The sequence below is a fragment of the Nostoc sp. NZL genome (assembly GCF_015714705.1).
GTDB classification, from domain to species: Bacteria; Cyanobacteriota; Cyanobacteriia; order Cyanobacteriales; family Nostocaceae; genus Nostoc; species Nostoc foliaceum_A.
Genome location: NZ_WBKL01000148.1, coordinates 14,105 through 34,784, shown reverse-complemented (window position 1 = coordinate 34,784; position 20,680 = coordinate 14,105). Strand labels below are relative to the sequence as shown.

Genomic DNA, 20,680 nt, shown 5'->3' with positions numbered 1-20,680 from the left:
TTTGAATATAAGCTACATTTATCATGCTTTGCAAAAGAGAGAATTAACTGTGACTGTTAGAGTCCGTATTGCGCCGAGTCCAACCGGAAATTTACATATTGGTACAGCTAGAACGGCTGTATTTAACTGGTTATTTGCCCGCCACCACGGTGGGAAGTTTATACTACGAATAGAAGACACAGATTTAGAGCGATCGCGTCCCGAATACACCGACAATATTCTTGAAGGACTGCGCTGGCTAGGTCTTAACTGGGATGAAGGGCCATTTTTCCAATCACAACGCCTGGATCTTTATAAAGAAGCAGTGCAAAAGCTACTAGATCAAGGATTAGCCTATCGCTGCTACACCACTTCTGAAGAACTAGAGGCGCTAAGAGAAGCCCAAAAAGCTAGGGGCGAAGCTCCCCGCTATGACAACCGTCACCGCAACCTCACCCCAGAACAACGCGCCGCATTTGAAGCAGAAGGTCGCTCCTCTGTGATTCGCTTCAAAATCGAAGATGGGCGGGAAATTGTCTGGAATGACCTAGTACGGGGAAAAATGTCTTGGCGAGGTAGCGATTTAGGTGGTGATATGGTCATCGCCCGCGCCTCCGAAGAAAGTAGCGGTCAACCACTGTATAACTTTGTCGTTGTAGTGGATGACATCGATATGCAAATCACCCATGTCATTCGCGGAGAAGACCACATCGCCAACACTGCCAAGCAAATTCTGCTATATGAAGCAATGGGTGCAAAAATTCCAGAGTTTGCCCACACGCCGCTAATTTTGAACATGGAAGGGCGCAAGCTTTCTAAGCGTGATGGAGTTACTTCCATTTGTGACTTTCAGCAAATGGGCTTTACTGCTGAAGGCTTGGTAAATTACATGACATTGCTGGGTTGGTCGCCACCAGACTCGACGCAAGAAATATTTACCTTAGAAACAGCAGCCAAAGAATTTGGCTTTGAGCGTGTAAATAAAGCGGGTGCAAAGTTTGACTGGGCAAAACTCGATTGGTTGAACAGTCAGTATATCCACAATACCCCAGTAGATAAACTCACAGATTTACTCATCCCCTATTGGCAAGCAGCTGGATATAAATTTGATGGTGGAAGAGATCGCCCCTGGTTAGAGCAGCTAGTAACTTTAATTAGCCAGAGTTTGACTCGTTTAGTAGATGCAGTACCTCAAAGCCAACTGTTTTTTAGCGACACAGTTGAATTTAGCGACGAAGGTAGTACACAACTGAAGCAAGAAGGTTCTACTGCTGTCCTTGAAGGGATTGTCACAGCTTTAGAAAATCAGCCGGAACTGTCAGAAACCGCCGCCCAGGACATTATTAAACAAGTGGTGAAAGAGCAAAAAGTCAAAAAAGGCTTGGTAATGCGATCGCTCCGAGCAGCCTTAACTGGAGATGTTCATGGCCCAGACTTGATCCAATCTTGGTTACTACTAAATCAGATTGGTTTAGATAAGTCGCGCTTGAATAGGGCAATAACGGAAGCTAATTAGCTATTACTTCCAGATTTTAGAAATATTTTAGATTTTAGGGGCGCACGTTTGTGCGCCCCTATCCATAAGGTAGAGCAACTATAAGAACAAAAAATCATTGACTAATTACTAATGAATTATCCCCAATTGCAAATCTAAAATAGGTAGTCAATTCTCCTCACATTGGGAACTTGGTGTGTAAAATTCATGTCTTCAAAAACACTTAGAAGCGAACGTAATTACAATGCCAACAAAAGCGCTCAATAGAGGGATGAGATTATCGTTCATGATAGTTACGCTCTTCATCACATCGGCAGTTAATGCTGCGGTTGATGCTCAGGAAGCGCCAACGATATTTGGAGATGTCACCATTGGCCCTCAGTTTTCCCCAGACCCCCTGACAGTTCGCGGGATGAGTGGTGGTTCAATATCTGGGAGTCAAGTAGCCGGGAGAAGCGAAACAGTCACTGGTACTTGCACTGGATTTGTTGATGAAACACCAGACCACACATTAGCGTTAACAAGTAAATTTGACTACCTGAAGCTACAAGTGCAAAGTCCTGAGGACACCACCATAATTGTCAAGGGGCCCGGTGGTAGTTGGTGCAATGACGATGTTGACGGCAAAAATGCCGGTATTGTTGGTGAATGGCTGGCTGGAAGTTACCAAATTTGGGTTGGTTCCTACGAAAAAGGCAAGTATCTCCCTTACACTTTACAAATTACAGAAGTGAAGTAGGGTATTGCGTATGGATTATTTTTTCCTCCCCGGCTCCCTCGTGTCCCTCATCTCCCACTCTCCCTAAATCTACATCTACAATCTTCCCCACAATGATGATTAAGAGAGGCTGGAACGGCACGAGGAGCATTGTGGAGAAATTATCTGTGGTTTTGTATCCCGTTGCGCTCCCTTTTCTCGTGCGATATTGTATTAAAATTAAGTTAACTTTGATTAAGATTCTTGTTGGCATCGCCATAATGCCCTAATTGCCTTATGGCAGTGCATGTAGGAGATCAAATTAAACAAAATGGATTTATAGACATCCGTTTAACAGCTTAAAGTAACAGAATGAGAAACATTCGGTTGCTAAGGCTGATGAGTTGTATAGCCATCTAAAGGCAAATTAACATGAAATTCTCTTGGAAAGTCCTAGTACTCTGGACATTGCCGGCTTTGGTAATTGGCTTTTTCTTCTGGCAAGGGGCCTTTGCAGGCGCTCCTACTGATATGAGTAAGAATGCAGCCAATACCCGCATGACTTATGGTCGCTTTCTAGAATACTTGGATGGCGATCGCGTCAGCAGTGTGGATCTGTACGAAGGCGGTAGGACAGCTATTATAGAAGCCCGCGATCCAGACATCGAAAATCGCGTCCAAAGATGGCGGGTAGATTTGCCTGTTAACGCTCCTGAGTTAATTAGCAAGCTCAAAGAAAAAGCTATTAGTTTTGATGCTCACCCGATGCGGAATGATGGCGCAATTTGGGGCTTGTTGGGCAATCTCGTGTTTCCAGTTTTATTGATTACCGGGCTGTTCTTTTTGTTCCGGCGTTCTAGCAACCTCCCCGGCGGGCCAGGTCAAGCGATGAACTTCGGCAAATCCAAAGCGCGTTTCCAAATGGAGGCAAAAACCGGGGTCAAATTTGACGACGTAGCCGGGATTGAAGAAGCTAAAGAAGAATTGCAAGAAGTCGTCACCTTCCTGAAGCAGCCAGAAAGATTTACTGCTGTAGGCGCACGCATTCCCAAGGGAGTACTGTTAGTTGGGCCTCCTGGAACTGGTAAAACTTTACTAGCAAAAGCGATCGCTGGCGAAGCAGGCGTACCTTTCTTCAGTATTTCCGGTTCAGAATTTGTGGAAATGTTCGTTGGTGTAGGTGCATCCCGCGTCCGCGATTTGTTCAAAAAAGCCAAAGACAACGCCCCCTGTATCATCTTCATCGATGAAATCGACGCAGTTGGACGGCAACGGGGCGCTGGTATCGGCGGCGGTAACGATGAAAGAGAGCAAACCCTCAACCAGTTGCTCACCGAAATGGACGGGTTTGAAGGTAACACAGGCATTATTATTATTGCTGCCACCAACCGTCCCGACGTACTAGACTCAGCCTTGTTGCGTCCCGGTCGCTTTGACCGCCAAGTAACAGTCGATGCCCCCGATATCAAAGGGCGTTTGGAAATCTTGCAAGTCCATGCGCGGAACAAGAAACTAGACACTAGCGTATCTTTAGATGCGATCGCTCGCCGCACTCCTGGATTTACCGGTGCTGACTTAGCCAACTTACTCAACGAAGCAGCAATTCTGACTGCTAGAAGACGCAAAGAAGGTATTACTCTCCGCGAAATTGATGATGCGGTGGATCGGGTAGTCGCTGGGATGGAAGGCACTCCTTTGGTAGACAGCAAGAGCAAGCGCTTAATTGCATACCACGAAATTGGACACGCTTTAGTGGGAACTTTGTTAAAAGACCATGACCCCGTGCAGAAAGTAACCTTAATCCCAAGAGGACAAGCGCAAGGTTTGACTTGGTTTACTCCCAACGAAGAACAAGGGTTAATTTCTCGTTCTCAGTTGAAAGCCAGGATTACTGGTGCTTTGGGCGGTCGCGCTGCTGAAGAAGTAATTTTTGGGGCTGCCGAAGTCACAACTGGCGCTGGTGGAGACTTGCAACAGTTATCGGGAATGGCGCGGCAGATGGTGACTCGTTTCGGGATGTCCGACTTAGGGCCACTTTCATTGGAAAGCCAACAGGGTGAAGTGTTTTTGGGTCGTGACTGGACAACTCGATCTGAGTATTCCGAATCTATTGCCTCTCGCATTGATGGACAAGTGCGAGCGATCGTGGAAGAATGCTACGAAAACGCCAAGAAAATTGTCCGTGACCATCGCACTGTCACCGATCGCTTAGTCGATTTACTCATCGAAAAGGAAACCATTGACGGCGAAGAATTCCGCCAGATTGTGGCTGAGTACGCTGAGGTACCTGAAAAGCAGCAGTACGTACCACAACTCTAATAGCTGATTTCTGGGCTAATGCCTGGAAATGAGCAAAACAAAAAAAATAAAATGGGGATGGTATTGACTATCCTCATTTTTTATTGCCAAGTTATTGTTGAAACTACACTGACCCAAAAACTCCTGTCTCAACTTTTGAAGTGCTTACTGGTTGAGAAACCACAGTAACTTCTGCTTGTGTAGTTCTATTTATAAAGTAGGTGAGTCCCAAATCAATTTATTCGCTGGTAGTGATAAAGGAACTTCTGCTGATTGAATATTGGGTATTTTTGTGTATAATAATTTACTTTAAATGCTTCAAAAATTCTATCTTTGCCTGTACACATTTTCAGGAACAGCGATGTTGATAATGTAGCTGTTGTTTATAAGTTATACTGAACCTGAATTTTGGTACTACGAGCATTTGCACTACTTGAAACTGCGATCGCAAAATCTTTGACCCTTCTACCAATGCTTTACTGTCTATTAGTAGCGAATTTAGCCAATGAAGAGCGATCTGACTCATGTCAGTAATTAGTTCATCATTCATAATTTATGAGTAATTGCTACTAGACAGCAAAATTTGAATTATGGAGATTGTACGGCTTTAAGAGAAAAGTCTGAAATTGGGACAATGGATTTTGTAGATAAAACTATAAACGTGTTTTTACCTCAAAAATCATGAAGAGTAAAGATAAATTATTGACTATTTTTACTACAATTCTTGCCCTTTCTTCTTTGACAGTCGGGACAGTACTAGCACAGACAAAACTGACCAATCAATCTAAATTGTTTACCAATGGTATTGGACAGGTGCGAGTTGGAATGACTGTTTCTCAAGCGAAGAAAGCTGCTGGTACTCGGCTAGTTGGCGATCCACCTAATAATAATTGCTACTACGTGAAGCCGGAATCGGAACCGAAGAATCTTGGGTTTATGGTGACAGAAGGTCGCATTTCTAGGGTAGATGTGTGGAGAAATAGTAAAATTGCTACCTTAAAAGGTGCAAAAATCGGCGATACCGAAGCGCAAATCAAGTCTCTTTACCCAGGACAAATTCAAGTCACACCTCATAAATACGTTCAAGGCGGACACTACCTAACATTTATCCCGAAAGACCGTGCTGATCAGAAATATCGTGTGGTATTCGAGACTGATGGTAAGCGTGTTACTCAGTTTCGGTCAGGTAAACTGCCGGAAGTTGAATTTGTTGAAGGCTGTTCTTGATCTGAGATATCATCAAACTCACTTGCGTAGCTTGTCGCCGTAGGTATCGCTACACTTTACTACCAAGATGATACTATGCAGTTAAGTTTAACCAGCAACAAGGAAATATGATCAATGAAATTTATGGTGTAGTTGCAACAGGAACAGATTGGAAATTTATCAAACTTTGTGAGAATACCATCTTTATCGATAAGAACGATTACTTTATTAAAGAAATAGACAAAATCTTAGGAATTCTGACAACGAATCTGATGGCTTGTCCGCAATTTTAGTTTGGGGATGGTGTGTACCATCCCCATTTTTTATCGTTCCACTTCATCCACTGCTTTGGGAACTCCCACAGTTAACACTTCATGTCCATTAGATGTAACTAACACATCATCCTCAATTCGAATACCAATACCAACCCATCGAGGATCAGTCTCTGGCTGGTCTTCTGCTAGTTTAGTGTCAGGCACAATATATAGTCCCGGTTCCACTGTCAAAATTTGGCCTGGTTGCAAAATCTGTGGTTTATCTTCACCGTGCTGGTAAACCCCCACATCATGGACATCCAAACCTAACCAATGACTGGTGCGGTGCATATAATATGGCTTATATTTCTCTTCTTCAATTAACTTGTCAATTTCACCTTTGAGAATGCCAAGTTCAACTAAACCTTCCGTGAGGACACGCACTGCTGTATCGTGAACTAATTTAAAGGGATTACCTGGTTGCACTTGAGCGATCGCTTGTTTTTGCGCCTCCAAAACAATCTCATACAACGTCTTTTGTTCGGGCGTAAATTTACCCCCGACAGGAAATGTTCGGGTAATATCGGAATTGTAATAACCGTATGCACAACCGGCATCAATTAGCAGTAATTCTCCATCCTGCATTTGACGATTATTTTCAATGTAGTGCAGTACGCAAGCATTCACGCCAGAAGCCACAATCGAAGGATAAGCTGGTCCCATTCCACCCCGCACTCGAAAGATGCGTTCCATCTCCGCCTGAATTTCGTACTCATAACGTCCGGGTGCGGCGATTTCTTGGGCGTAATTGTGGGCTTCAGTTGCGATCGCAACTGCTTGACGCATCAACCCCAACTCAGCTTCACTTTTGATCAATCTCATGCTGTTGAGGACAGTCCCAGTATCTTCAATAGCGATCGGCCCAGTACCGCGTTTAGGATAAGTCCGCAGTAAACTTTGGTAATGTCCCAGGATTTGGTCATTAAAAGTGCGATCGCGTCCTAAGTGATAATAAATGCGGCTGGCTTTTTCCAAATACTGTGGCAGCTTTTCGTCTAACTCGCTAATGGGGTACGCTTCATCAGCACCATAAATTTCCTTCGCTGCATCTACCCCAGAAAGATAACCAGTCCATACTTCCTTTTCGCGATCCTTCGGTTGCACAAACAGCACAAACCGATGTTCTGAATGATGTGGTGCTAACACTGCAACAGCCTGTGGTTCATTAAAACCAGTCAGGTAGAAGAAATCACTGTCTTGGCGATAAACATACTCGACATCGTTGTGCATCACTGCCATTGGTGCACTGCGAAAAATGGCTGTGCCATCACCAATTTTTGCCATTAACTGCTCACGACGCTGCCGATATTCTGCTTGCATAGCTGATGTATGTATTAAAGTATTGTGTTATTTTACACTTTTGGCAACTAGAAGATGCACAAATAATGCTTCTCGGTAGTTGCTAATCTAAGTTATTCTAGCCAATATTTGTTTCTACTCAATTCATAAATTCTTAGAGAATAATCAATTATCTTGAAAAGCTTAGAGCCTTGAATTCTTTGATATTCGGGCATCTGAGCTTTTAATCAATAATTTAGGCTTCCTATACAAACTACTATGTAATCACATCAAGATTACATAGACTAAATATTTTTATGTAACCCAATAACTGTTAGATGAATGCGTATGTTTTAATTCAAAATATAACAAAAGTAAAAGCTAACATATTTTGTCTATAAATCATCATTTACATAAAAAGCAAAAATATTTTGTAATTGCTTATATAGAACCGAAAATTCCATAATGATCATTTAAAACAAACAGATATTTATCTTCAAAGAATGACATTAATAAAGAAAAAATAGTTATAAAGAAATATTGAAAACTTGACAAATGTTATTTGGTTACAGAAAGAGATTGCCAAAAAAAGTTAAAAAAAGATGACAACCAATCATAAAACTACATCATGTTTGGAACTCAAAATACTTCAAAATCTTTGAATTCACAATGGGCAGAAACTACCCAAAAAATACAAGTATTAACATCTCCTCTTAATACTTTAACTACTCTAAGTTCTGATTCGCTTCTGGGAAGTAAGAGTTCCTCACAATCCCAACAATCTGCGGTGGTGTCAGCAAATCCCAATCCTAATCCTTACTTAACCAGTGCGGCGATTGTTCCTGACTTCAATGCTGATGGCAAAACGGATAAACTTTGGGTTAATACCCAAACTGGTGAAATTATCGTTCGCCTGATGGATGGGACAAGAGTTATCGAACAAGGTTCCCTGGGCCAATTTGACCTAGCCGCCTATGATTACAAAATTGGCGAATTCAACAATGATGGCAAAACCGACTTTTTATTACGCAATAAAACAACCGGTGAGAATAGCATTGTCCTGATGGATGGTACAAGAGTTGCTAATGCGGCTTCTCTAACTAGCGTTGACCCAGCCTGGACTTCTCAGATTGGCGATTTCAACGGCGATCGCAAAACCGATATCTTCTGGCATAATGCTCAAACCGGTGAGAATGCTATTTGGGAAATGGATGGCACAACAGTTGTCACTGCAACTGTTCTAGACATTACAGACCCAGCACTAACTGCTACCATTGTTGATTTCGACGGCAATGGCAAGAGTGACATCTTCTGGCGCAATCAGACAACAGGCGATAACAGCGTTTGGTTCATGGATGGTACGCAAAAGAGTGAGTTTGCGTTGCAATCACAAGATGCATCCTGGACTTATAGCGTTGGCGATTTCAACGGTGATTTAAGCACAGACCTGCTGTGGAGAAACGCTCAAACAGGTGAGAACAAGATTTGGACAATGAGAGGCATCTTAGTTACAGAGGGTGCTTTGGGAACACTTGACTCATCTTGGACTTCCAAAATTGGTGATTTCAACGGTGATGGCAAGACCGATATCTTCTGGCGCAATGGAACCACAGGTGCGAACACTGCTTGGTTGATGGATGGTACAACAGTTGCTACTGAAGCTTTCTTACCAGCTAATAACGCGGCCTTGACACCATCTCTTGGCGATTATAACGGCGACGGTAAGACCGACATCTACTGGCGTGATCAGACAACATTTGCAGATAACATTTGGACTGTAAATGAGACAACAGCAGTTGAGACTCCCATCAGCGAAGCAGACAAGCTTGGTCCAGAGTGGTATACGTTCTAAAAGCTAGAGTTAGGAGTTAGGAGTTAGAAGTTAGAAATCTTCCACTGCTTCTCCTACTCCTCAAAACTTGTAACTCAAAATTTGTAACTCAAAACCTGAATTTCCCCATTTTCGGGCAATTTACCAGGGCTAATGGAAATACTATCTCCATTACTACGTCGCACTGTCATACCTTGAATCAAGGTCAGAAAATCATCCAGTGGCGAAATATCGCACGCAGCAGCGTCAGCCGCCTGTGTTCGGTAATGGGTCGGAATCACCAGCTTGGGATTTAACACTTGAACAGCCTGCTTTGCTTCTTGGGCATTGTAGGCTTTTGCACTACCTCCCACTGGAATAAATGCTACATCAGGACGTCCCATCAGGATTTTTTGCTCAATGGAAATAGGTGCAGCGGCTCCGCCTAAGTGTAGGATATTAATTCCGCCTTGCTTCCAACTCCAAGCAGTATTTGAGCCAAACTGCTTACCACCTTTGCGATCGTGGTCTATGGCAATTCCTTGGAACTTAATGCCTTTGAACTCATAAACTCCTGGTTCGTAGATGAGTTTTGCATTTCCCGGTAGTACATCCACAGCGCCTTCATCCAGCAGTTGACTGCTAATCAGTACCAAATCTGCTGCAACTTTTGGTAGACGATACCCAGCAGTACAGCCGACCGCTCGAAAGGGATTGACAAGAATTTTCGCACCGCCACCAGTAAAAAGAAAGCAAGTATGACCCAACCACTGAACTGATAAACTGCTAGATTGTGCGTCAGCTTGAGATTCAGAACCCAAGGTAGTAACCAAAGCTGTGACCAACCCCGCCCCAGCATAGCCCATCAACTGTCGTCGTTTCATTAATTATGCTCTCGACTGTAACTGTTCCAGAAAATTTCGCAATAACTGTTTTCCTGAAGATGTCAGGACACTCTCTGGGTGAAACTGGACGCCCTGAATGTGAGGATAGTTCCGGTGTCGCACTCCCATAATGGTGTTATCTTCAACCCAAGCGGTGATTTCTAACACATCGGGGCAAGTCTCACGTTCGATTACCAAACTATGATACCTAGTGGCGGTTAGAGGATTTTCTAATCCCCGGAAAACCCCCACTCCAGTGTGAGACACCTGAGAGGTTTTGCCATGCATCAACTCTGGAGCAGGAATTATTTTACCACCGAATACTTGACCAATGCTTTGATGTCCCAAACAGACACCCAAAATTGGCAACTCTTGGCCTAGTTGTTCAATCAACTCTAGGGAAATACCGGCATCTTCCGGGCGACCAGGCCCAGGAGAAATAACCACAGCTTCTGGCTTTAATGCCCGAATCTCATCTATGGATATCTTGTCGTTACGAAAAACTTTAATATCATCTGCCACTGGGAATTCTGCTGCCAATTCTCCCAGATATTGTACTAAATTATATGTAAAACTGTCGTAATTGTCGATAACTATAATCAAAGCTCATCACTCCTGGTTTTTACCACTCATCAGTTGCAAAAAGCATAGACAAATATCTCATGCTATTTGTTCGCTAGGTGTAAAAATAAAGCTGGCGTGGACGCATAAAGATTACCCAGTAACCCTTCACCTAGGATGTTTGGCACGATCGCACTACTTAAATTTTGAATATGTTTTGTAAAGGGGATCGGACAGAGTGTGATCTCTTACCGAGTTACTTGGCGATGCCTGCGGTGGGCTATGACGCTCAATGACTCGCTACCGCTTCTCTACGAGACGCTACGCGTAGCTTGCTTCCACGGAGTGGTACGCTATCGGCGTCGCAATTCACCTCTACAAAGCCGATATAATTAACTTTACCAGAGGAGGGAGCAGGAGCGTACCAGCTACCAGCACCGCTACCAAAGCAGAGACAAGGACTGCACCTGCCGCACAATCTTTAGCAATTTTTGCCAAATCATGGTATGTCTGCTTAACGGTTAAGTCTACAAGGGACTCGATCGCTGTATTTAGTAACTCTAATGCCAAAACTAAACCACTAGTTATGCCAATTACTGCGATTTCCACCGCTTGCAGATGCAAAAAAACGCTTAAAGCGATCGCTAAGGCACAAACACTTACGTGGATGCGAAAATTACGTTGAGTTTGAAAACTATAGCTGATTCCAGCCCAGGCATATTTAAAACTGACAAATAAATTAGAGGCCACTTTCCAGGAGAATTCCCGTTCGTTAGACACCAGTGTTTGTAACGAGGTAGGCGTTGGTGATGAAGAAATTTTTTGGGACATAGACTTAAAAACACAAGAACAGAGTTGCTACAGTGGGAATATTCGCCGATCTTAATGGCAGAATTAACTTTGAGGCAATCTTTAAGCAATTTTCCACAGAAGTATTATAAAAGTATTACCCAAAATTAACATTAAGGGATACACAAGCTAATGCTATTCGATGTCAATAGTAATACCTATTGCATTCAGCAATCTCACTTGCTGTTCTAACATTCGCCCCAAACTTTCTTCATCAGGATGATCCCAGCCTAAGAGGTGCAATAAACCGTGAGCAGCTAACCAGGCTAGCTCTGTTGGTAAGGTATGTTCCTGCTGTTGAGCTTGACGTTGTGCTGTATCTACAGACACGATAATATCACCTAAGTATAATGGTACAGAGGCAAGCATTTCTTTGCTTTGAGGAAAATCCACCTCCAAAGCAGCAAAGGCTAAAACGTCTGTGGGCTTATTTTGTTGACGATACTGGGCATTCAGTTCTTGAATTTGCGAGTCATCTGTCAAACGCAGCCCGATTTCATAACTTGGCGCTGGCGGAATATGAGGGTGAAGTATTTCCAACCAGTCATTAAACCATTTTTCCCAAGTTTCAGGAGTAATTCGGGGATGAGTGTCCCCAATGCTTACAGATGTTGTCGGGGACAACTCATAAAAATAATCCTCCACATATAGTTCAACTCTCAGGGGCACACAGTCTCCTAGTCTGAGGTTTACAGTTTGGCGTTAGTGAGTTAGGTAAGCAAGACCAACAAGGAGAGCTAAAAGCCCTACGGCAGTCAACGCAAAATGCTTCAGGGAAGTTCCACCCTTGCGCACCATGTTTCGCATGGCGAGTTTTACGTAGCTAGGTTGAGGTTCTGTTGAAGGAGAGTTGCTCATAGTTATTTGTCCACAGACTCTTTTATAACTGTAACAGTTGGTCTGGGATAGAATTGCGATCGCCTGTATATTGCTAAGGAAATTCTCTGAAAACGCCCCAATCAGAGGGAATGCTGTGCATCGCGCCAATATGAAACACTAAAAATAAAGAACAAGTGCTAAGTAATGTTAAAAATAATTACTTAGTACTTGTCATTAATCTCCAATTATGAAGGAGTGCTTTCTACCAGTTTATTTTCTTGGCGCAGATAAGCTTGAATGAATGTATCAAGTTCGCCATTCATCACATCACCAATCGCTGTTGTTTCTGTATTTGTACGTAAATCCTTCACCATTTGGTAAGGGTGAAACACATAGTTACGGATTTGGTTTCCCCAGGAGGCTTCCACCATATCGCCACGAATTTCGGCAATTTCTTGGGCACGTTGCTCCTTGGCGATGACCAACAGCTTTGCTTTGAGGCGATTTAGAGCTTTTTCTTTATTTTGCAGCTGCGATCGCTCTTCTGTACAGCGCACAGCAAGACCTGTAGGAAGGTGAACAATCCGCACCGCAGTTTCTACTTTGTTGACATTTTGCCCACCTTTACCACCAGAACGAGTTGTGGTGATTTCCAAATCCTTGTCTGGAATGTCCAGTTGCACAGAGTTATCTATCTGTGGCATGACTTCCACTCCTGCAAAACTGGTTTGTCGCTTGCCGTTAGCATTAAAAGGTGAAATCCGCACTAAGCGATGTGTACCCATTTCTGAACGCAAGTAACCATAAGCATAGCGACCAGTAATTTCTAGGGTTGCCGATTTAATTCCGGCTTCATCACCCTCCGACTCTTCAGCTAAAGTTACCTTATAGCCGTGAGCTTCGCCCCAACGGGTGTACATCCGCATCAGCATAAATGCCCAGTCTTGAGCATCTGTGCCACCAGCACCAGCACTAATCGTTAGTACAGCACCTTCCGCATCATAGGGGCCAGAAAGTAACTGTTGTAACTCCCACTGGTCAAGGTCACGATTCAGTTGAGTGATGGTAGATTCGGCTTCTTGGAGTAGCGCCTCATCTGTTTCTAACTCCAACAATTCAACAACTACCTTAGTATCTTCTAGATTGGCGTGCCAGCGATCGTATTGCTGAAGATGGGCTTTCAGGTCATTAAGTTCTTGCAGCGTTTGTTGGGCCTGGGTTTGGTCATCCCAGAATTGTGGCTGTGATGATATTTTTTCGAGGTCTTGAATTTTGGCTGTCAGTGCAGGTACGTCAAAGATAGTCCTGGGTTTTACCCAGGCGGCCAGACAACGTTTCGATTTCGCGTTTGAGTTCTAGGACATCCATAATGCTTGTTGAATGATAGATAGAGCGCTTTGGATTAAAAAATTGCTCTTTATTCTACTTGTGTTTCTTGATTTTAGCTGTAGTTGGGCAAATTTTTTCTGCACTAGTTACAAAAGTTACTTGAAATTCTCAAGTGCTTCTTTACCCAGTGAAGTAGTGTGATTTAGCTGTTGCAGATAGGCTTTGATAAACAAATCAATCTTACCGTCTAAGACCTCTGTCGCAGCAGGTGTTTCGACATTGGTACGTAAATCTTTCACCTTGGTGTAAGGATGCAAGATATATTCACGGATGAGCTTGCTGGATAGAGATTTTATCAGCCGAGGTTGAATTTCATCAACTTGCTGGACATTTTGGGCTAGTGCGTAGGCGTAGCCAGCCGTAGGCATCGCAAACAGTTTACTCTTGAGAATAGCCAAAGCTTTCTCTTTATTTTGCAGCTGGCTACGCTCTTGGTTACAAGATACACTAATCCCAGTAGGAATGTGAACCATCTTTACCCATGTTTCTGTTCGGTTGACATTCCCCCGATGACGATAAAAAGTAATTTCCAAATCCTTCTCTGGAATCTCAAAATCAACAGACTCATCTAAAATAGGGCTGACTTCTACGTTGGCTACGCAAGTATGCCGTTTCCCATTGCCATGAACAGGAGAAATTCGCTCTATTCTTGCATGAGTTCCTTGTTCCGATTTTAGCCAGCCATAAGCATAACGCCCTATAATTTCTTTCTAGGATGGCATGTTTAACCTCTCCTAAATCACCTGCTGACTCTTGCACTAGATATACTTTATGATTATGATTTACTGCCCAACGATGGTATAGCTGCAATAACATCGTTGCCCAGTGTTCGGCATCTATACCTCCAACCTCAGTCGTAATTGTCAAAAATGCCCCCTTCTCATCGCAGGGGTCTGACAGTAATTGGTGGATTTCTACTATTTCGAGTTCTTCCTGTAGTTGGGTAAGGTTAGTTTGTACCTCTTGCAACAATTCCTCATCAGCAGATAATTCTAGTAGTTCTAGTGCAGCCTTGATATCTTCTAGAATGAAGTGCGATCGCTGATATTGTTTCTTTGTAGCCTTGAGGAAATCAATTTCTTGAAGTATCTGATAAAAACTGGCAGAATTATGCCAGAAAGTAGCTTGAGAAATCAATTGATTCAACTCTTCAATTCTTGCACACAGTTCTGGCAGGTCAAAGACAGCCTTCAGCCTTGGTCAAGATATTAGACAACTTTTCTACTTCAATTTTGATATTTGAGAGTTCAAGCATAGTTTTGCTCACTTGATACTTAACGTATCTATATATCCTATATTAAAACGATGAAAAAACCGTGGTTACTAAAAATTCAACCACGGTTTTTACTTTATAAAACTTTACTTGTGTTAGTGTCTACAGACAATTAATCGCGGCCATTTATGGCAATTAGTAACCGCAAGATAAAGACAAACAAGTTGATGTAAGTAAGGTACATCGATAAAGCAGCAGGTAGATATTGGTCATCACTGTAAGTGCGGGGCAAGATGTAGAAATCGACAACAGAAACCCCAACAAACAGAAATACTCCTAAACCGGAAATGGCAATTTCTAGCCAATTTGGCGTGTAAACACCAAACATGGCAAATCCGAATTGGGCAAGACACACAACCACCAAGGCGATAACACCGAGATTAATGGTTTTCGTCAAAGCCATGCCATCTTGTTCAGAGAGATTTGAACCAATTTGACGGGCAGCAATGAAGGTGACACCACAACCAAGGGCAGCTAAACCAATGCCTTGAATGCCAACACCTTGGGATCTCAAAGCGACAAATATCAAGCCACTGAGAGTATATCCAGACAAGAGGCTATAGGTTGCCAACAGTGGTAGTGCAAGCCCCTTGTTACCTTTTTGAGCAACATTTTGGGCAACAAAGAACAAAATTAACTCCAAAATCACCGCACCAATGAAGGTGGGAAAGAATATTCCGGGGTTAGTACGGATAACTCCCAAACCGCCGTAGGTTCCTAATGCCGTTAGCACTAATCCACCACCAACGTAGGGGAGGGCGTTGGCAATCACATTTGGGCCTACGAGGGCGTGAGATTTAGCCTCACGCATAGCTTCACGAAAATTACTGGTATTGCTCATATTGAAAAACTGTTTTTTAGGAAAACTTCTGCCTATTCCTATTCTTACCAAGATTTTGGGCGAGAAACCAGGAAGGGGAAGAGACAACTAAACAAAAAACATTATCCAATATTGAAATTTTTATGTGAAAAACAAAAATAACCTGCAACAGAGAGGTTAGCAAAATCATGCGTACAAATACTGAATTATGGAGTTCGGCCCCTCATAAGTTCAGTGAAACGACGATGGCTTATTCTGCCCTGACTAAGCAAAATAATAACAGCTTAGAAGAAAATATACGCAACTCCATTTTCTGAGGAATAGGAGTTTCAACAAAGGAATGTATATGGCAACAAGTGAGTCCTCTTTACGAACTGATGGTATAGAATTATTACACTTGTACCACCAGAATCCTTCTATTAAACTTCGTAATAAACTTGTACAGTTACATACTGGCTTAGTACGGAAGATGGCTCATAAATTCAGCCATCAATGTAATGAACCTTATGAAGATTTAGAACAAATTGGTTATTTTGGTTTGATTAGGGCAATTGAGCGTTTCGACCCCAGTCAAGGATATGCTTTTAGTTCCTTTGCTGTGCCATATATTCGTGGTGAGATGCTGCACTTTTTGCGCGATCGCAGTACTCTATTAAAAATTCCCCGTCGTTGGCAAGAATTATATAATGAAGGGCAAAAGATTCGCAAGGACTTGGCAATGTCTTTAGGTCGCCAGCCCAAGGATGCTGAAATTGCCAGCCAACTTCGGGTATCTGTGCAAGAATGGCAAGAAACCAAGTTAGCCGCTCAAAATCGGATGCCTTTAAGTTTAGATGCAACCGCAGTTAACTATGTTGATTGCCAAATAACCTTGGGTGAAGCACTTCCTTGTCCCCGTTCTCATGTTCTTTTACAACAAGAAGAAGAACGCCAACAACTGCAAGGTGCAATCAATATGTTGGAAGAAAAGCCCCGCATGGCAGTCGAAATGGTATTTTTGAAGGAACTTTCTCGCAAAGATGCCGCTAAAAATATTGGCACTAGTCCAATGACAGTAACGCGCTATCTCCAAAAGGGAATCCAGGATTTGATTTGCTATTTACAACCACAGGTAATGCCCACTGGTTCGTAGTCGTACTGAGTCAAAAATCCAATGACTAATGACTAATTATCTAGATTTTAAATCAGCGATCGCACCTTTGGTCATAGCAGCAATAGCTTGATCTGTCGCTTTTGGCAAATGATAATATTTACCGCCTGCTGTTTGCGATAATTCTTTGGCAAAGCCAGTAGACACAAATTTACTTTCTGTATCAATTACTAATAGTTGCATCCCCAAAGCACGGATTCTGGCAGCAATTTCTAATAATTCTCCTTTGATATCTGGCTTTTCTCCTGGTTCAAGCTGTTCACCTAAAGAACGCGCTAAGGGAATATTACCCCGCCCATCGGTGATTGCTACAAGGACAACTTGCCCAATATCTCCACTCATCTGAGCATTTAAACCAACGCGCACAGCTTGGGTTAAACCATGCGCTAAGGGTGAACCCCCACCACAGGGCAACCTTTCCAAGCGGTTACGTGCTAAGGCAATAGAACGTGTTGGAGGCAATAACACTTCTGCCTGTTCTCCCCGGAAGGGAATTAATGCTATTTGGTCGCGGTTTTGATAAGCTTCTGTCAACAGTTGCATCACCGCACCTTTAGCCGATTGCATTCGATTCAGGGCCATTGAGCCAGAAGCATCTACTACAAACACTACCAACGCCCCGGCTTTGCGTACCAAGCGTTTCGAGCGAATATCAGGCTGTTCGACAATAACTTTTCTATCTGGTTGTCTTTCTCTTCGTGCTTTTTGATAAGGAGCCGCAGCTCTCAGTGTGGCATCTACTGCAATGCGTCGCGCTTTCCCCTTGGGCAACATCGGCTTAATGTAGCGTCCCCTGTCATCAGAAAATATGACGCTGCGACTACCAGATTTACCTTGCCGCTTCGCCATTTGAGTAAAGTAAAGCACGTTGTCATCAAGGATTACCCCTTCTGGATCAAAGATAAACTCTTCCGGGATGCTGGGGGGTTCTTGCTCTTGATTTTCTTCTTGTTCTTCCTGTTCTTCTTGTTCTTCCTCCTCTGATTCATCTTGGGGTTCTTCTTGATTCTGTTGCGGTGGGGGTGGAGGCGGTGGTGGTGCTTGATCTGGTGGCGGTGTCTGTACAACTGTGGCGCGTGGTACAATCACAAGTTCTACAGCACGGCGCAAATCTTCGGCATTAACTGTTGTCCGTCCCTCCAAAGCTGCTGCGGCTTTGGCAACCCGCGTGGCGAATAACTCGGCGCGATGTCCCTGAACTCCTCCGCGAATGGACTCATCCACTAAGTAGGCAATTTGTTCGTGGGTGATGATGACTTCTTTTAACCATTCCCGCGCCAAGATAATTTGGGTTTTGAGGGAGTCTAAATCTTCGTTGTACTGTTTGAGGAAGTCTTGGGGAGATTTAGAATAAGCGATCGCTTGCTCAACTGCTGCTACTCTTTGATCTAAGCCGAGTACACCGTCAGCAGAGAGTGCGATCGCAATTCTATCTAACAAATGCTCCCGTAATCCGCCTTCTTCTGGATTGTAGGTGGCAATGAATAGGGATTTACACGGATGCTGAAAACTAATCCCTTCCCGTTCAATCTGGTTGCGTCCCTCAGATAATACTGTTAAAAGCTGATTTGATATTTGGTCATCTAATAAATTAATTTCATCTACGTACAGTACACCCCGGTTGGCTGTAGCGAGTAATCCGGGCTGAAAAATGGTATCACCTTGTTTTACCGACTTTTCAACATCTACTGAACCTAATAGTCGGTCTTCAGTGATACCTAGAGGAATTTGCAAAAAAGGCGCGGGGATAATTTCGACGGGAACATCTTGAATGTCTTTGTCTGCGTACTCCGCCAAAAGTTGATCGTCCCATTCTTCTGGGTGATTGGGGTCACAATTACTGATTGAACCTTTGACAACTTCAATCGGCGGTAGTAGAGCATGGATAGCACGAGCCATTACAGATTTTGCCGTACCACGACGACCTGCGATCGCTACTCCTCCTAAACCAGGATCAACTGCGGCTAACAGCAAGGCTAATTTAATTGCTTCTTGACCGACTACGGCTGTCAAGGGAAAGGCAGTGATGGTGGGATTTATAGTAGGCGCAGGCATTGTTTGCTTTTATAGCGAGTCTCGGCCTTTAGCATACCAATTTCTGACACATTTAGAATAGGGATTATGGCAATGAGAGAAAGGTAAGGTTATGAGTGTTGCTCAAGCTAAACGCTTCACACTAGATGAATACCACAGGCTTGGAGAATTGGGCTTTTTCCATGAAGATGACCACATTGAATTAATTGATGGGGAAATTATTGAAATGGCATCCAAAGGTAAAGCCCATGAAACTTGTTTGCGAAACTTGTTGCGAGAACTTCCAAAACTTGTAGGTGATAGGGCAACTTTGCAATCTCAAGCTCCGATTGCTTTGCCACCTAATAGCGAACCTGAACCGGATTTTGCTATTCTTCAAAACCGAGATGATAATTATCTTTCTGGTCATCCTCAAGCTGCTGAGGTGTTATTGGTGATAGAGGTTTCGGATTCTTCTTTAGCTTATGACCAAGATGTTAAAATACCTCTCTATGCTCAAGCGGGTATTACTGATTATTGGATATTCAATTTATTTGATAACTATTTGGAAGCTTACAGTGAACCATATCAGGATAATCAAGGCAGATATGGTTATTCAAATAAGCGAATTGTCTTGTCCACCCAGGTGATAAATTTTCCTTGTTTTCCTGATTTGTCTCTTGATTTAGCTAGAGTGTTTCCGCCAAAGCTGAATTTTTAAACTTTGTTATAGAATTCAGTCATAAGACAAAAGAGTAGTTTTATGGCTTATAGTGATTTTAAACTTCTTGAAGTTATTGATTCTTTTGGGTTAGTTATCCACGAATCATCTGGACTATTCGCAAATGTGCAGGAGCAAGAATGTAGTGATTTATTATCTACTCTTCTTAGGGAAAATGTTGATTTAGCAGTAGCGATAAGTTCGGAAAAAGCTCGTAGTGAAATGATTATCAGTCCAATTTTGTTAGAAATTAGACGCAAATTTAATTATGAAATAAGCTTTTTTTCTGGAGTTGATTTTACTGTTGATAGCCAACGAGGACTAAATGGCTTTTGCGATTTTATTTTGAGTCTTTCTTCGGAGCAGTTGCTTGTGCGTAGTCCGGTAGTTGTTTTAGTAGAAAGTAAAAATGAGAATTTGAGGTCTGGTTTAGCCCAATGTATTGCCGAAATGGTAGCGGCTCAGTTATTTAACGAGAGAGGTGGAAATCAAATCAAAGCTATATATGGTGCTGTTACTATCGGTACTATCTGGCAATTTCTCAAGCTTGAAGGCAATGTAGTTTCGATTGATTTGAGTGAATATTATATTAAGGATATTAAGAGGATTTTAGGTATTTTGTATGGTGCGATCGCGCAAAGCAAATAGTAAATTATTTATTAGCTAGAATATTATTTAAATCAATGCTGGCTTTTAGAGAATTACCATAGATAATCGACAAGCCGCTGCGCGTCTACGCTTTTACTAAAACTTCATAAATAACTATATTGACATCCAGTAGCAGCTATGCAATTCTGTATTTAAGACAGAATCAACAACCGCACTCTAAAGCGCAGGTTTTTGGTGTTGTCTCAGCAGCAGAATTCCTAGTTTCCTGCCGAGCTTCGAGTCATCCCTTCGGCTGAGTATTTAGCCTAATGTCAAGTCAACTAATTGACTAGAATTTCAATGGGAAGACAAGATGTTTGGATGAATGTTCAGGGGAAAGGATGACGCGAAACTTGGTAGGAAGCCAGGAGTTCTACGGCTGAGACTTGAACCAAACGAAAGCGACGTTAGGAAGCTTTATTACAAGGTAGTACTTTTTGAGTACAAATTCCTCGCATAAAGCCCTGCTACTGCTA

20 protein-coding genes and 1 pseudogene are annotated in these 20,680 nt (G+C 42.8%); 9 read left to right on the top strand and 12 right to left on the bottom strand.

Annotation, left to right across the window (positions count from 1 at the left end; translation table 11 throughout):
* The first annotated feature begins 49 nt into the window (after positions 1 to 49).
* Positions 50 to 1,495 (top strand): glutamate--tRNA ligase, encoded by a 1,446-nt coding sequence (gltX, locus tag F8R90_RS20780; protein ID WP_196512256.1) that lies wholly within the window; start codon positions 50 to 52, stop codon positions 1,493 to 1,495.
* Positions 1,496 to 1,718: 223 nt separating this feature from the next.
* On the top strand, positions 1,719 to 2,213 hold the full coding sequence (locus tag F8R90_RS20775) for a hypothetical protein (RefSeq protein WP_196512255.1): 495 nt from the start codon (positions 1,719 to 1,721) through the stop codon (positions 2,211 to 2,213).
* On the opposite strand, the gene F8R90_RS33005 is transcribed toward F8R90_RS20775, so the two are convergent.
* On the bottom strand, positions 2,197 to 2,445 hold the full coding sequence (locus F8R90_RS33005) for a hypothetical protein (protein ID WP_230966548.1): 249 nt from the start codon (positions 2,443 to 2,445) through the stop codon (positions 2,197 to 2,199). The two genes, F8R90_RS20775 and F8R90_RS33005, sit on opposite strands and share 17 nt — an antisense overlap.
* Before the next feature lie 158 nt (positions 2,446 to 2,603).
* Here F8R90_RS33005 and ftsH2 point away from each other — a divergent pair, with 158 nt between their 5' ends.
* Complete coding sequence (gene ftsH2, locus F8R90_RS20770; RefSeq protein ID WP_196512254.1) at positions 2,604 to 4,490, top strand: ATP-dependent zinc metalloprotease FtsH2; 1,887 nt, start codon at positions 2,604 to 2,606, stop codon at positions 4,488 to 4,490.
* 328 nt (positions 4,491 to 4,818) lie between these two features.
* On the opposite strand, the gene F8R90_RS20765 is transcribed toward ftsH2, so the two are convergent.
* The gene (locus F8R90_RS20765; protein WP_196512253.1) at positions 4,819 to 5,019 is read right to left on the bottom strand and encodes a hypothetical protein; all 201 of its coding nucleotides are present in this window, start codon (positions 5,017 to 5,019) and stop codon (positions 4,819 to 4,821) included.
* Positions 5,020 to 5,150: 131 nt separating this feature from the next.
* Here F8R90_RS20765 and F8R90_RS20760 point away from each other — a divergent pair, with 131 nt between their 5' ends.
* Together F8R90_RS20760 and F8R90_RS20755 are read left to right on the top strand one after the other, a co-directional pair.
* On the top strand, positions 5,151 to 5,696 hold the full coding sequence (locus F8R90_RS20760; protein ID WP_196512252.1) for a hypothetical protein: 546 nt from the start codon (positions 5,151 to 5,153) through the stop codon (positions 5,694 to 5,696).
* A 107-nt stretch (positions 5,697 to 5,803) separates the two neighbouring features.
* Positions 5,804 to 5,968: a hypothetical protein gene (locus F8R90_RS20755; RefSeq protein WP_230966540.1), complete on the top strand. Its 165-nt coding sequence runs from the start codon at positions 5,804 to 5,806 to the stop codon at positions 5,966 to 5,968.
* Positions 5,969 to 5,998: 30 nt separating this feature from the next.
* Here F8R90_RS20755 and F8R90_RS20750 read toward each other — a convergent pair whose 3' ends face one another.
* Entirely contained in the window at positions 5,999 to 7,309 is a 1,311-nt protein-coding gene (locus tag F8R90_RS20750) for an aminopeptidase P N-terminal domain-containing protein (protein WP_196512251.1), read from the bottom strand.
* A 586-nt stretch (positions 7,310 to 7,895) separates the two neighbouring features.
* On the opposite strand from F8R90_RS20750, the gene F8R90_RS20745 reads away from it, so the two are divergent.
* Positions 7,896 to 9,119: an FG-GAP repeat domain-containing protein gene (locus tag F8R90_RS20745; protein ID WP_196512250.1), complete on the top strand. Its 1,224-nt coding sequence runs from the start codon at positions 7,896 to 7,898 to the stop codon at positions 9,117 to 9,119.
* Positions 9,120 to 9,193: 74 nt separating this feature from the next.
* On the opposite strand, the gene F8R90_RS20740 is transcribed toward F8R90_RS20745, so the two are convergent.
* The 8 genes and pseudogenes from F8R90_RS20740 to F8R90_RS20705 form a co-directional block, all read right to left on the bottom strand.
* A complete protein-coding gene (locus tag F8R90_RS20740; RefSeq protein ID WP_196512249.1) occupies positions 9,194 to 9,961 on the bottom strand; it encodes an MBL fold metallo-hydrolase in 768 nt (255 codons plus the stop codon).
* A 3-nt stretch (positions 9,962 to 9,964) separates the two neighbouring features.
* Positions 9,965 to 10,564, bottom strand: coding sequence for an anthranilate synthase component II (locus tag F8R90_RS20735; RefSeq protein ID WP_196512248.1), 600 nt, complete (start codon positions 10,562 to 10,564; stop codon positions 9,965 to 9,967).
* 333 nt (positions 10,565 to 10,897) lie between these two features.
* On the bottom strand, positions 10,898 to 11,353 hold the full coding sequence (locus tag F8R90_RS20730; RefSeq protein ID WP_190890544.1) for a diacylglycerol kinase family protein: 456 nt from the start codon (positions 11,351 to 11,353) through the stop codon (positions 10,898 to 10,900).
* A gap of 153 nt (positions 11,354 to 11,506) precedes the next feature.
* On the bottom strand, positions 11,507 to 12,034 hold the full coding sequence (gene ybeY, locus F8R90_RS20725; RefSeq protein ID WP_196512285.1) for an rRNA maturation RNase YbeY: 528 nt from the start codon (positions 12,032 to 12,034) through the stop codon (positions 11,507 to 11,509).
* 39 nt (positions 12,035 to 12,073) lie between these two features.
* The gene (locus F8R90_RS20720) at positions 12,074 to 12,229 is read right to left on the bottom strand and encodes a DUF3285 domain-containing protein (protein ID WP_104904774.1); all 156 of its coding nucleotides are present in this window, start codon (positions 12,227 to 12,229) and stop codon (positions 12,074 to 12,076) included.
* A 206-nt stretch (positions 12,230 to 12,435) separates the two neighbouring features.
* Positions 12,436 to 13,558, bottom strand: a protein-coding gene (prfB, locus tag F8R90_RS20715; protein WP_196512247.1) for a peptide chain release factor 2 whose coding sequence is annotated in 2 segments (ribosomal slippage) — positions 12,436 to 13,485 and positions 13,487 to 13,558 — 1,122 coding nt in all. Because the reading frame shifts where the segments join, the coding sequence is not laid out codon by codon here.
* A 116-nt stretch (positions 13,559 to 13,674) separates the two neighbouring features.
* A pseudogene (locus tag F8R90_RS20710) lies at positions 13,675 to 14,834 on the bottom strand (PCRF domain-containing protein).
* Positions 14,835 to 14,964: 130 nt separating this feature from the next.
* On the bottom strand, positions 14,965 to 15,693 hold the full coding sequence (locus tag F8R90_RS20705; protein WP_190890540.1) for a Bax inhibitor-1/YccA family protein: 729 nt from the start codon (positions 15,691 to 15,693) through the stop codon (positions 14,965 to 14,967).
* Positions 15,694 to 16,018: 325 nt separating this feature from the next.
* On the opposite strand from F8R90_RS20705, the gene F8R90_RS20700 reads away from it, so the two are divergent.
* On the top strand, positions 16,019 to 16,804 hold the full coding sequence (locus F8R90_RS20700) for an RNA polymerase sigma factor SigF (RefSeq protein ID WP_069069688.1): 786 nt from the start codon (positions 16,019 to 16,021) through the stop codon (positions 16,802 to 16,804).
* Positions 16,805 to 16,840: 36 nt separating this feature from the next.
* On the opposite strand, the gene bchD is transcribed toward F8R90_RS20700, so the two are convergent.
* Entirely contained in the window at positions 16,841 to 18,877 is a 2,037-nt protein-coding gene (gene bchD, locus F8R90_RS20695) for a magnesium chelatase ATPase subunit D (RefSeq protein ID WP_196512246.1), read from the bottom strand.
* 91 nt (positions 18,878 to 18,968) lie between these two features.
* Here bchD and F8R90_RS20690 point away from each other — a divergent pair, with 91 nt between their 5' ends.
* Positions 18,969 to 19,556: a Uma2 family endonuclease gene (locus tag F8R90_RS20690; protein WP_196512245.1), complete on the top strand. Its 588-nt coding sequence runs from the start codon at positions 18,969 to 18,971 to the stop codon at positions 19,554 to 19,556.
* A 42-nt stretch (positions 19,557 to 19,598) separates the two neighbouring features.
* Positions 19,599 to 20,204, top strand: coding sequence for a hypothetical protein (locus tag F8R90_RS20685; RefSeq protein ID WP_196512244.1), 606 nt, complete (start codon positions 19,599 to 19,601; stop codon positions 20,202 to 20,204).
* Positions 20,205 to 20,680: the final 476 nt, after the last annotated feature.